The following is an 11,584-nucleotide window of genomic DNA, read 5'->3' as shown; positions in this document are numbered from 1 at the left end:
CAGCACCTGCAGATGATCAAGCCCGGCGACCGCGTGCTGATGCGCAAGAAGCCGACGGGCACGCTGGTGCTCGACGCGCTGAGGTTCGAGCGGCGCGCCCTGCGGCCTCTGGGCCAGCCGCTGGCGCATCCAGTCGGACTTGGTGCGGGCGAAGGCCACGACCTGGGCCAGGCCGCGTTCGGACGGCGCGACCAGCACCGCCTCGCCGGCGCGGCCGTCTATGCGGATCGACAGCCGCCGCGCGCGCGGATTGACCGACAACCGGGCCGGGACGCCGACGGCGTCAGGCGGCAGCCGCTGGCCGTTCCGGTACTGCACAGATCGCCTCGTTCTTCGCGATGAAGTCGCGCACCCGCGGATAGATGTCGTCGCGGAAGCGGCGGCCGTTGAAGACGCCGTAGTGGCCGACCTCCGGGTGGACGTACAGGGTGCGCCGGTCGTCCGTCAGGGACGTGCACAGGCCGTGCGCCGCCTGTGTCTGACCGACGCCCGAAATGTCGTCCTTCGCCCCCTCCACGGTCATCAGACCGATGTCCGTGATCGTCGTCAGATCGACCTTGCGCCCGCGGTGCTCCAGCAGGCCGCGCGGCAGCAGATGCTGCTGGAACACGATGTCGATGGTCTGGAGGTAGAATTCCTCGGTCAGGTCCAGCACCGACAGATATTCGTCGTAGAACTGCTCGTGCTTCTCGACCCCGTCGCCGTCGCCGTTGACCAGGTGCTGGAAATACTCGTGATGCGCGTCGATGTGCCTTTCCTCGTTCATCGACATGAAGCTGTAGAGCTGCACGAAGCCCGGATAGACCCGCCGCCCGAAGCCCGGATAGGGCCACGGCGCGGTGTGGATCATGTTGGACCTGAACCAGGCGAAGGGCTTTTCCTCGGCCAGTTCGTTGGTCACGGTCGGCGACAGGCGCGCGTCGATCGGCGAGCCCATGAAGGTCATGGAGGCGGGCCGGTTCGGGTCCTCGTCCTCGGCCATCAGGGCGCAGGCGGCCAGCACCGGCGGCCCCGGCTGGCACACGCCGACCACATGGGCCCTGGGCCCGATCACGCCGAGCATGGTCCGCACGTGGTCGATGTAATCGAAGAAATCGAACCGCCCCTCCAGCATCGGCACCTGACGGGCGTTGACCCAGTCGGTGACATAGACGTCGTGGTCCTGCAGGAAGCCCTCGACCGTGCCGCGCAGCAGGGTGGCGTAGTGGCCCGACAGCGGGGCGACGATCAGCACCGCGGGCGCCGCGGTCGGCTTTCCGGCCCGCTTCAGGTCGCCGATGTGGCGGGCGAAGCGCACCAGCCGGCACCAGGGCGACGACCAGACCACCTGTTCGGTGGTGCGGACCGGGCGCTCGTCGATGGTGACCGTCTCCAGCCCCCAGGCCGGCTTGCCGTAGCGGCGGGTGACGCTCTCGAACAGCCCGGCCGAGGCCACGGCGGTGCGCGCCAGGGCGGTGTCGGCGGCCGGGTTGAACGGAGAACTCCAGAACTGACGGGCGGCCTGGGCCCCGATCCGGAACGGCGTCGCCGAATGGTAGGCGAGCTCGTGAAGCGAATACAGCATGCGTGTCCTGAGACGGCCCCCGCCGGTATATGGCAGGGCAGCATAGAACGCGCCGCACTGCAAAAAGATTATCTTTGATCACATTGTTGTTGGGGCCCGGCCGCAAGGCTCCGCCCTACCGAGCCGACGCCGCCCGGCGAGGGGTTGTACGAATTCATTGAACCGGACCCCGAGATGTCGGCACCTCTCATTCAACGAGGGATGCGGGCGCGATGGCGAGGACCAAGGAGCAGCTTCTTGACGAATACCTGGTCGCGTCTGCGCGCATCGGGGATCGCAAGGCGTTCGACCTGCTGGCGCGGCGCTGGCAGGGCAGGCTGGTCGCCCACGCCTGGCGGCTGACCGGCGACGTCGACCTGGCGCGCGAGGCAGCCCAGGAGGGCTGGGTCGAGATCGTGCGCGGCCTCGGCCGTCTGCGCGACGAACGCGCCTTCCCCGCCTGGGCCTATCAGATCGTGTCGCGCCGCTGCGCCCGGCAGATCGGTCGGCTGCAACGCGGCCGGGCCCTCGCGGCCGCGGCCGCGGCGGAACCGGCCGAGGCCTTCTCGGCGCCGGAAGAGGGCGACGTCCCCGCCATGGCGCGGCTGCGGGCGGCGCTGACCGGTCTGCCGCCGGATCAGAGGGCGGCCATCGCCCTGTTCTATCTCGAGGATCTGGGCGTCGCGGAGGTCGCGATCGCCCTGAACGTGCCGGCGGGCACGGTGAAAACCCGCCTGATGCATGCCCGCCGCAAGCTGCGCGCGGTGCTGGAAGGAGACGCGTGATGCAGGATATCGACCGGATGATCGAGGAAGCCCTTCAGGGCGAGGAACAGGCCCTGTTCCGCGAAACGGCCCGCGAGCCGGGCTTCTTCAACCAGGCCTTCGGCCTGCTCGGCGGGCCGAACGGTTGGGTCAACATCGTGATGATGGTGACGCAGATCGTGCTGTTCGTCGCCGCCATCTGGGCGGGGTGGCGCTTCTTCGAGGCCGAGACGGCCCTGTCAGCGCTGCACTGGGGCTTGCCCTCCGCCGTGCTGGTTCTGGCGTCGCTGATCATCAAGCTGGCGATGATGCCGGAGCTGCAGGCCAATCGGCTGATGCGCGAACTGAAGCGGCTCGAGCTTCAGATCGCCCTGGGCCGCAAGGTCTGACCGGGCCGGGCCATGGCGCCGTTAGCCGCGCGCCATGGCCTGTTCGATCACCGAGGCGGACTTTTCAGGACCCAGTTCCTCGGCCACGGCGGTGCGGAACGTCCCGTCCGGCCCCATCAGATAGACGGTCAGGCTGTGGTTCATCGTGTAGTCCTCGCCCTCCCCGACCTTCTGGTAGAAGGCCTTGTAGGCGTCGGCGGCGGCCCTGACCTGCTCAGGCGTGCCGGTCAGGCCGATGACGCCCTCGGGAAAGCCGTCGGACGACAGATAGTCCTTCAACGCCTGCGGGGTGTCGCGCTCCGGGTCGATGCTGATGAAGACGATCTGCAGATCGTCGGCCTTGTCGCCCAGCCGCTGCTTCGTCGCGTCCAGCAGCTGCAGCGTGGTCGGGCAATAGTCCGGGCAGTAGGTGAAGCCGAAGAAGACCAGCGACCACTTGCCCTCCAGCATCGACTGGTCGACCGGCCGGCCGTCGTGGTCGACCAACTGGAACGGGCCGCCGATATCGGCCTGGCCGCTCGAGACGACCTGGCCCGGCTGCACGCCGGCCGGTGAACGGTTGACCAGGACCAGCGTCACGGCGATCAGGGCCGCGGCGATGACGGCGCAGGCGGCGGCGAACAGCAGAATGGAACGGCGCGGCATCTCGGCTCCGGGCAAGACGCGCCATGCGGGCGCGGCTGGTCTATAGAAGAGGCGTGAGCCCGACCCAAGACCCCCTGTCGTCGCAGTTCGTCGACGCCGATGGCGGCGGCCGCTTCAGCGGCTGGCGCAACCTGTCGCCTCGTAGCCGGGGCCTGTCGCTCAGGACGCTGGTCATCCTGCGTTGGCTGGCCATCGCCGGCCAGAGCGCCACCATCTTCGTGGCCGTCGCATGGTTCCATTTCGACCTGCCGCTGTGGGGCTGCCTGGCCGCGATCGCCGCCAGCGTGGCGATGAACCTGAACGCCACGGCGCGGCTCAGGCGCAACGAAGGCTCGACGCCGGACGGCACGCTGACGGCGGCGCATCTGGGTTTCGACATCCTGCAGCTGTCGATCCTGCTGGCCCTGACCGGCGGCCTGCAGAACCCGTTCTGCCTGCTGCTGGTGGCCCCGGTGACGGTGGCCGCGGCGTCTCTTCCGGCCCGGCAGGCGGTGCTGATGGGGCTGATGGTGCTGGCCGCCGCCGTCGGACTGTTCTTCTTCGCCATGCCCCTGCCGTGGCAGGCCGGAACCGAGCTTGAGCTGCCGCCGCTGTATCGCTTCGGCACCGGTCTGGCGCTGATTACCGGCGTGGTCTTCACCGCCGCCTACGCCTGGCGCGTGGCGGCCGACGCCGAGAAGCTGGAACTGGCCCTCGCCACCACCCAGGACGTGTTGCAGCGCGAACAACGGCTGGCGGCCCTGGGGGGTCTGGCGGCGGCGGCCGCGCATGAGCTCGGCACGCCGCTGGCCACCATCCAGGTGGTGGCGCGCGAACTGCTGCGCGCTTCCGTAAAGGACGGGCCGGCGGCGGAGGACGCGGCCCTGATCCTGCAGCAGGCCGAGCGCTGCCGGGACATTCTGAAACAGCTGTCGCAGCAGCCGGAGGAAGGCGATTCCGCCTTTGCCGAGGTCGGGCTGAAGGCGCTGCTGGAAGAGGTGGTCGAGCCGCACCGGGGCTTCGACCTGGCCTTCGAGGTGAAGGTGCGGACCGCGTCGGGCGAGGCCGCGCCGCGCGTGCGCCGCCTGCCCGAGGTCGTGCACGGCCTGTCGACCCTGGTCGAGAACGCCGCCGACTTCGCCAACAGCCGGGTGCGGGTGCAGGCGATCGTCGACGCCGGCTTCATCGAGATCGAGGTCGTCGACGACGGCCCCGGCATCCCGCCCGACATCCTGCCCCGGCTGGGCGAGCCCTATGTGACCAGCCGCCCGCAGGGCAAGGCCCGACGCGCCCTTGCGGCCCAGATCGCCGCCTCGGTGGCCGCCGCCGCGCCCGGCCGCAAGGGCCGCAAGGGCAAGAAGACCCCGCCCGCCCCCGAGCCGGAAACCATCGCCCCCAGCCAGGGCGGCATGGGCCTGGGATTCTTCATCGCCCGCACCCTGCTGGAGCGGACCGGGGGCAGGGTCTACGTCGGCGCCGGCGATGGCGGCCCCACGCCCGCCAGGGGCCAACCGAAAGGGGCCCGGGTCGCGGTCCGCTGGCCGCGGCCCGCGCTGGAGGTCCCGTCGTGATGTCGCACCCTTCGTCTGAACCTTGACCGCCGACGTATCGTTACCGACCTGAGCCTGCTGGAGACGCCTGATGCCCGAGACCGAAGCCCGGATCGCCGCCCTGCCCGACAGGACCCTGCTGCTGCTGGACGACGACAACGCCCTGCGCACCCGTCTGGGACGGGCGCTGGAAAGCCGCGGCTTCGAGGTGACGACCGCGGCCTCCCTGGCCGAGGCCCGGGAGGCGCTGCGCACCTCGGTTCCGGCCTTCGCCGTGCTGGACATGCGGCTGGAGGACGGCAACGGCCTGAAGGTGGTCGAGGCCATCCGCGAGCGGCGCGAGGACGCCCGCATCGTCATGCTGACCGGCTACGGCGCCATCGCCACGGCGGTGGCGGCGGTCAAGGCCGGGGCGGTCGACTATCTGCAAAAGCCGGCCGACGCCGATGACGTGGTCAAGGCCCTGCTGATGACCGGCGAGGCCCCCGAACCGCCCGACAATCCGATGAGCGCCGACCGGGTGCGCTGGGAGCATATCCAGCGCGTCTACGAGCTGTGCGACCACAATGTCTCGGAAACGGCGCGGCGGCTGGGCATGCACCGGCGGACGCTGCAGCGGATCCTGGCCAAGCGGGCGCCGCGGTAGGGTTCAGGCTCGCCGACACGGAGGATCGTTCGATCCGACAAAAACCTCGGACGCCCGGTCCTCGCCCTGAAACGGGATAGGGCGGGCGGATTCGGACGTGAGCGAGCTATGTGCTTAGGGTGATCGCCTGCGCCCTTGCGTGCCGGGGCTCTCGACGATGGAGACCGCCATGAAGACGCTGTTGATCCTGAACGATCCGCCCTACGGCACAGAGCGTTGCTACAACGCGCTGCGCATCGCCCACACTCTCCTCAAGAAGGACCCGGAGGCCGAGGTCACCGTGTTTCTGATGGCCGATTCCGTGATCGCCGCGCGCAAGGGGCAGAAGACGCCGGACGGCTATTACAACATGGAGCGCATGCTCAGGCGCGTGGCCGTCGGCAAGGGAGCGGTGCTGCTGTGCGGAACCTGCATGGATGCGCGGGGCATGACCGATGACGACGCCATGGACGGCGCCCGACGCAGCACCATGGACGAACTCGGGGACTCCATATTGGCCGCCGACAAGGTTCTGGTGTTCTGAGCCGGGTCGAGTGTGATGCCGGCCTGACGCCTGGAGAACGCCCCCTGATTTGAGGAAGGCTGCAGGAGCGAAGCCCGCTTCACCGACGTTGGGCTGACAACACGAGGGAGAGTCAGATGACATCGGCGGCCGAACGGTGGGGGGTGCTCGAGGATCTCGACGACTGGCTGAGGATGCCGATGGCGGCGCTCAGCCTCATCTGGCTGTTGATCGTGGTCGCCGAACTGGCGGGGGGCGAGCGGGGCCTGCTCACCACCTTCGGCCTGATCATCTGGATCGTCTTTCTGGCGGAATTCGCCGTCCGCTTCTTCCTCGCCCCCGAGAAACTGCCGTTCCTGCGCAACAATTGGCTCACCATCATCGCGCTGGCGCTCCCCGCGTTGCGGGTGTTCAGGGCCGTGCGGGTCCTCCGTGCGGCCCGCGCCCTGCGCGGCGCGCGGCTCATCAAGATCGTCGGCGCCGCCAACCGCAGCATGAAGGCGCTCCGCGCCACGCTGCGACGCCGGCGGTTCGGCTATGTCGCCGGATTGACCGCCCTGATCGTCTTCCTGGGCGCCGCCGGAATGGTCAGTTTCGAACCGGCGGGAGAGGTGGAGGGCGGTTTCGCCTCCTACGCCCATGCGCTGTGGTGGACGGCGATGCTGATCACCAGCATCGGATCCGATTTCTGGCCGGTGACGGCCGCGGGGCGAATTCTCGCGCTCCTGCTCTCGGTCTACGGCCTGGCGGTGTTCGGCTATATCACCGCCAGTTTCGCCAGCTTCTTCATCGGTCGCGACGCCGAGGCGCCCGAGGCGTCGGTTGCCGGCAGCGCGGATCTGGACCGACTGGCGGGCGAGATCCGCGCCCTTCGCCTCCAGCTCGCCCGCATGGATCGCTGAAGAAAAGGCCCCGGCGTTTCCACCGGGGCCTTCTTCAGTTCAGACGTGACGCCGCCGTTTAGCGGCGGCTGCGGCCGCGATCTCGGTCGCCGCCGCCTTCACGCTTGGGACGGCCGCCGGTGTCGTCGGACAGCGGGGGCTCGCCGCGTTCGGCGCGTTCGGCGTTGATCTTGTCGGTGATGTCCTCGCCGGTCACCTGATCGACAACCTTCATCGACAGCTTGGTCTTGCCGCGGTCGTCCATGCCGAGGAACTTGACCTTGACCTCCTGGCCTTCGGTCAGGACGTCGGCCGGGTTGGCGACGCGCTCCAGGGCGATCTGGGACACGTGGACCAGGCCGTCCTTGGCGCCGAAGAAGTTCACGAAGGCGCCGAAGTCGACGACCTTCACGACCTTGCCGGAGTAGATCATGCCGGGCTCGGGCTCGGACACGATCGACGAGATCCAGGCCTTGGCGGCGTCGATCTTCTCCTGCTCGGAGGCGGCGATCTTCACCGTGCCGTCGTCCTCGATGTTGATCTTGGCGCCGGTCTTTTCGACGATCTCGCGGATGATCTTGCCGCCGGTGCCGATGATGTCGCGGATCTTGTCGGTCGGAACCTTGATCTGCTCGATCTTGGGCGCGAACTCGCCCAGCTCGGTGCGGGCGCCGTCGATGGCCTTGTCCATCTCGTCGAGGATATGCAGGCGGCCGGCCGAAGCCTGGGCGATGGCCTTGCGCATGATCTCTTCGGTGATGCCGGCGACCTTGATGTCCATCTGCAGGCTGGTGATGCCTTCGCGCGTGCCGGCCACCTTGAAGTCCATGTCGCCGAGGTGATCTTCGTCACCCAGGATGTCGGACAGGATGGCGAACTCGCCCGACGGCTCGAGGATCAGGCCCATGGCGATGCCCGAGACCGGGCGAACCAGCGGCACGCCGGCGTCCATCAGAGCCAGCGACGAACCACAGACCGTGGCCATCGAGGAGGAGCCGTTGGACTCGGTGATCTCCGACACCAGACGGATGGTGTAGGGGAAGTCTTCCGACGACGGCAGCATCGGACGGATCGCCCGCCAGGCCAGCTTGCCGTGACCGATTTCCCGACGGCCCGCGCCGCCCATCCGGCCGGTCTCGCCGACCGAATAGGGAGGGAAGTTGTAGTGCAGCAGGAACTTCTCTTTGTACGTCCCCGCCAGGGCGTCGACGTACTGCTCGTCCTCGCCGGTGCCGAGGGTGGCGACGACGATGGCCTGGGTCTCGCCGCGGGTGAACAGGGCCGAGCCGTGGGTGCGCGGGAAGATGCCGACTTCCGAGACGATGTCGCGGACCTTGTCGAGGGCGCGGCCGTCGACGCGGTGGCCGTTGTCGATGATGTCGCGACGCAGGACGTGGGCTTCGCATTCCTTGAAGGCGGTCGAGAATTTGGAGGCGTCGACGCCGTCCGGGTTCTCGTCGGTCTTCACCAGCTTCTCGGCGGCCTTCTTCTTGGCCGTGTCCACGCCCGAGCGACGGTCGTATTTGCCGACGTGGGTGTAGGCGGCCTTGATGTCCTCGCCGACCAGCTTCTGGATCGAGGCGACGATGTCCGAGACGTCGTCGGCCTGGAAGTCGAACGGCTCCTTGGCGGCGTGTTCGGCCAGGTCGATGATTGCGTCGATCACCGGCTGCATGCCGCGATGCGCGAACATCAGGGCGTTCAGCATGACCTCTTCCGACAGCTCCTTGGCTTCGGATTCGACCATCATCAGGGCGTCCTGGGTGCCGGCGACGACGAGGTCGAGCTGGCTGTCAGGCATCTGGTCGAGGGTCGGGTTGAGGACGTATTCGCCCTCGATATAGCCGACGCGGGCGCAGCCGATCGGGCCCATGAAGGGCACGCCCGAGATGGTCAGGGCGGCCGAGGCGGCGATCATGCCGAGCACGTCGGGGTCGTTCTCCATGTCATGCTGGAGGACGGTGACGACGACCTGGGTCTCGTTCTTGAAGCCCTTGACGAACAGCGGGCGGATCGGGCGGTCGATCAGGCGGGAGACGAGGGTCTCCTTCTCGGTCGGACGGCCTTCACGCTTGAAATAGCCGCCCGGGATCTTGCCGGCGGCGAAGGTCTTTTCCTGGTAGTTGACGGTCAGCGGGAAGAAATCCAGGCCCGGCTTGGGCGCGCGGCCGTAGACCACGGTGGCCAGGACCACGGTCTCGCCATAGGTGGCCAGAACGGCGCCGTCGGCCTGACGGGCGATGCGGCCGGTTTCCAGCGTCAACGGGCGTCCGGCCCAGTCGATCGTCTTGCGTTTGATATCGAACATGTTTCGTCTTTCGTATCCCGCGGGCGGATTCCACGCGGGGTCCCATCAGTGGGTGGAGCGTCGGGCGTTCAGTCCTTCGGTCCATGGGCCGCCGCGCCATCGCGACAGACCCGGGAGTGGTTGAGGACCGGTTTCAGCCCTCGCGTCATGCGCCGGATAACACCGCGGCGCGCGGGTGGTTCTGGATGCGGAACGAGGCGCGGACATGACGCCCGCGCCTCGAAAAACTCTTTCCGCTCGTCTCCTTCGCCTTAGCGGCGCAGGTTCAGCTTGGCGATCAGCGCCGTGTAGCGCTCGCGATCGACCTTCGACAGGTGGTCAAGAAGGCGACGACGCTGCGAGACCATCTTGAGCAGGCCGCGGCGCGAGTGGTTGTCCTTCTTGTGGGTCTTGAAGTGCTCGGTGAGGTTGGCGATGCGTTCCGAGAGGATCGCGACCTGGACCTCGGCCGAACCGGTGTCGCCCTCGGTGCGGGCGTTGTCGGCGATGACTTCGTGTTTGCGTTCAGCAGTAATCGACATCGGGGAGCTCCTACTGGAGGTGAAATACGCGGTCGGGTTCTAGCCGGCCGGCCCGCAACTGACCGAGAGCGACGAGGGTCTGGCCCTGAAAGGCTGAAACGGTTCTGGAGCCCTCCCGAAGGCGGCTCTTCAACGTTTCGACCTGTCTGGGGAGCAGAACGATCGGCCGTCCCTGCCGAAGCGAGAAGGCGTCTTGATCCGTCACGGCCAGCTCCGGGATGTCGTCCAGGGCGGTCGCGACGGGAAGCAAGCCTTCCGAGGCGGCGTCCCTATGCACCAGATCGGTCAGGAAATCCAGTGTGACGGCGTTTTCTGTCGAGAACGGCCCGACCCGTTCGCGGCGCAGGGCCGAAACGTGTCCCTCTGCCCCCAGCATGACCGCCAGGTCGCGCGCCAGGGAGCGCACATAGACGCCCTTGCCCGTGCGCATGGTGATCTCGACGTGGTCGGCGTCCGGCGCGTCGGTGACCGCCGCCTCGTGAATGGTCACCCGGCGCGAGGCCAGTTCGAATTCGGCCCCCTCGCGGGCCAGGTCATAGGCCCGCTGGCCGTCGACCTTGATGGCGGAATACTGCGGCGGGACCTGATCGATCTCGCCGACGAACGCCGGCAGGGCGGCGCGCACGGCCTCCACGGAGGGCCGCACATCGGACCGGGCCGTGATCTCGCCCTCGCGGTCGAGACTGTCGGTCGAGACGCCCCAGTTGATAGTGAAACGATAGACCTTCTCGGCGTCCATCATGAACGGCACGGTCTTGGTCGCCTCGCCGAGCGCGATCGGCAATATGCCCGAGGCCAGCGGATCCAGGGTCCCGGCATGCCCGGCCTTCTGGGCGTTGAACAGTCGCCGCACCTTCGACACGGCCTCGGTCGAGCCCATCTCCAGCGGCTTGTCGAGGCAGACCCAGCCGTTGACGACCTCGCCGCGCTTCTTGCGCGCCATCAGGCGTCGTCGTCGGACAGGGGCTTGAAGACGTCGGCCTGGACCCGCGGATCGTCCAGCAGCCGGTTCAGCCGCTCGGCCGCCGCGAAGCTGACGTCGTGGCGGAAGCGCAGGTCGGGGGTGAAACGCATGTCGATATGCCGCCCCAGCGCCCCGCGCAGGAATTTGGCGTGGGCGTTCAGCGCCTTGACGATCTCGTCGACGTGGGCGCCGACATCGGTCGCATCGACTCCGGCGCCCAGCGGCTCGACGAAACAGGTGGCGTGCTTGAGGTCGGGCGACAGCCGCACCTCGGTGACGGTCACCGAGACGCCGACCAGGGCCGGGTCGCGGATCTCGTTCTCGCGCATCACCTCGACAAGGGCGTGGCGGATCATTTCCGACGCGCGCAGCTGGCGCTGGCTGACGGTCCCGGCTTTCGGATTGGGTTTGCGGCTGCTCATGTCACTGTCCTCGTCGCCCGCCGGGGCTCGGACCCGGCTCGAAAAGCGAAGCCCGGCGGTCTAGTCCCCCGACGGCGCGCTGTCCAATTCGGCCCGGTCGATGGCCGCCATCAGCTCGGACGAGACGATCGAGCGGAACGGCCGCACCGGCAGGCCCGCCGCGTTGAGCACCCCCGCCGTCCAGTGATTGCACAGGCGGACGATCGAGAAGGTCTCGCGGCTGGCGAAGAAGCGGGCGTCGTCCCCCTCGCGCGCGGCGGCGATGCGCGGCGCGCCGGACGAAACGTCCAGCGAACGCTCGATATGGGCGGCCATGGACGCGAAGCCGGCGGGGCTGACCCGGAAGCTGCGGCGGCCGTCGCCGGGGAACAGGGCGTGGGGATCGCGCTGGGCCGGGTCGAGCATGATCACCGAGTCGTTGCCGGGGCGGAAGAAGGCCCGCCTGCCGGATGGAGCGCGGGCCTTCTTCC

13 protein-coding genes and 1 pseudogene are annotated in these 11,584 nt (G+C 68.3%); 6 read left to right on the top strand and 8 right to left on the bottom strand.

Features of this window, described 5'->3' with window-relative positions; translation table 11 throughout:
- Positions 1-318 (bottom strand): annotated as a pseudogene (locus RDU12_RS06480) (hypothetical protein); the annotation flags it as partial.
- On the bottom strand, positions 284-1,564 hold the full coding sequence (locus tag RDU12_RS06475; protein WP_300293183.1) for a polyhydroxyalkanoate depolymerase: 1,281 nt from the start codon (positions 1,562-1,564) through the stop codon (positions 284-286). The pseudogene RDU12_RS06480 and the gene RDU12_RS06475, both read right to left, overlap by 35 nt.
- A gap of 212 nt (positions 1,565-1,776) precedes the next feature.
- Here RDU12_RS06475 and RDU12_RS06470 point away from each other — a divergent pair, with 212 nt between their 5' ends.
- Positions 1,777-2,328 (top strand): RNA polymerase sigma factor, encoded by a 552-nt coding sequence (locus RDU12_RS06470; RefSeq protein ID WP_308684305.1) that lies wholly within the window; start codon positions 1,777-1,779, stop codon positions 2,326-2,328.
- A complete protein-coding gene (locus tag RDU12_RS06465) occupies positions 2,328-2,696 on the top strand; it encodes a DUF6768 family protein (RefSeq protein ID WP_308684304.1) in 369 nt (122 codons plus the stop codon). The genes RDU12_RS06470 and RDU12_RS06465 overlap by 1 nt, the downstream gene beginning before the upstream one ends.
- A 21-nt stretch (positions 2,697-2,717) precedes the next feature.
- On the opposite strand, the gene RDU12_RS06460 is transcribed toward RDU12_RS06465, so the two are convergent.
- Complete coding sequence (locus RDU12_RS06460; RefSeq protein WP_300293239.1) at positions 2,718-3,341, bottom strand: SCO family protein; 624 nt, start codon at positions 3,339-3,341, stop codon at positions 2,718-2,720.
- A gap of 53 nt (positions 3,342-3,394) precedes the next feature.
- Here RDU12_RS06460 and RDU12_RS06455 point away from each other — a divergent pair, with 53 nt between their 5' ends.
- From RDU12_RS06455 to RDU12_RS06440, 4 genes are all read left to right on the top strand, one after another.
- Complete coding sequence (locus RDU12_RS06455) at positions 3,395-4,891, top strand: ActS/PrrB/RegB family redox-sensitive histidine kinase (RefSeq protein ID WP_308684303.1); 1,497 nt, start codon at positions 3,395-3,397, stop codon at positions 4,889-4,891.
- A gap of 70 nt (positions 4,892-4,961) precedes the next feature.
- The gene (locus RDU12_RS06450) at positions 4,962-5,516 is read left to right on the top strand and encodes an ActR/PrrA/RegA family redox response regulator transcription factor (protein WP_300292854.1); all 555 of its coding nucleotides are present in this window, start codon (positions 4,962-4,964) and stop codon (positions 5,514-5,516) included.
- Positions 5,517-5,685: 169 nt separating this feature from the next.
- Positions 5,686-6,039, top strand: a complete 354-nt coding sequence (locus tag RDU12_RS06445; RefSeq protein ID WP_300292856.1) for a DsrE/DsrF/TusD sulfur relay family protein — start codon at positions 5,686-5,688, stop codon at positions 6,037-6,039.
- 116 nt (positions 6,040-6,155) lie between these two features.
- A complete protein-coding gene (locus RDU12_RS06440) occupies positions 6,156-6,920 on the top strand; it encodes a potassium channel family protein (RefSeq protein WP_300292857.1) in 765 nt (254 codons plus the stop codon).
- Positions 6,921-6,978: 58 nt separating this feature from the next.
- Here the strand turns inward: RDU12_RS06440 and pnp are convergent, their stop codons facing one another.
- The 5 genes from pnp to RDU12_RS06415 form a co-directional block, all read right to left on the bottom strand.
- Positions 6,979-9,207 (bottom strand): polyribonucleotide nucleotidyltransferase, encoded by a 2,229-nt coding sequence (gene pnp, locus RDU12_RS06435; protein WP_308684302.1) that lies wholly within the window; start codon positions 9,205-9,207, stop codon positions 6,979-6,981.
- 251 nt (positions 9,208-9,458) lie between these two features.
- Positions 9,459-9,728: a 30S ribosomal protein S15 gene (rpsO, locus tag RDU12_RS06430; protein WP_300292015.1), complete on the bottom strand. Its 270-nt coding sequence runs from the start codon at positions 9,726-9,728 to the stop codon at positions 9,459-9,461.
- A gap of 10 nt (positions 9,729-9,738) precedes the next feature.
- Complete coding sequence (gene truB / locus RDU12_RS06425; RefSeq protein WP_300292012.1) at positions 9,739-10,671, bottom strand: tRNA pseudouridine(55) synthase TruB; 933 nt, start codon at positions 10,669-10,671, stop codon at positions 9,739-9,741.
- A complete protein-coding gene (rbfA, locus tag RDU12_RS06420; protein WP_308684301.1) occupies positions 10,671-11,114 on the bottom strand; it encodes a 30S ribosome-binding factor RbfA in 444 nt (147 codons plus the stop codon). Before rbfA ends, truB begins: the two co-directional genes overlap by 1 nt.
- Before the next feature lie 60 nt (positions 11,115-11,174).
- Positions 11,175-11,584 (bottom strand): DUF2459 domain-containing protein (locus RDU12_RS06415; protein ID WP_308684300.1); only part of this gene is annotated, 410 nt, incomplete at its 5' end.

The sequence above is a fragment of the Brevundimonas sp. genome, from assembly GCF_031082345.1.
Classification (GTDB): Bacteria; Pseudomonadota; Alphaproteobacteria; order Caulobacterales; family Caulobacteraceae; genus Brevundimonas.
The sequence above is the reverse complement of the archived record's forward strand: the minus strand, read 5'-3'. Positions and strand labels throughout refer to the sequence as shown.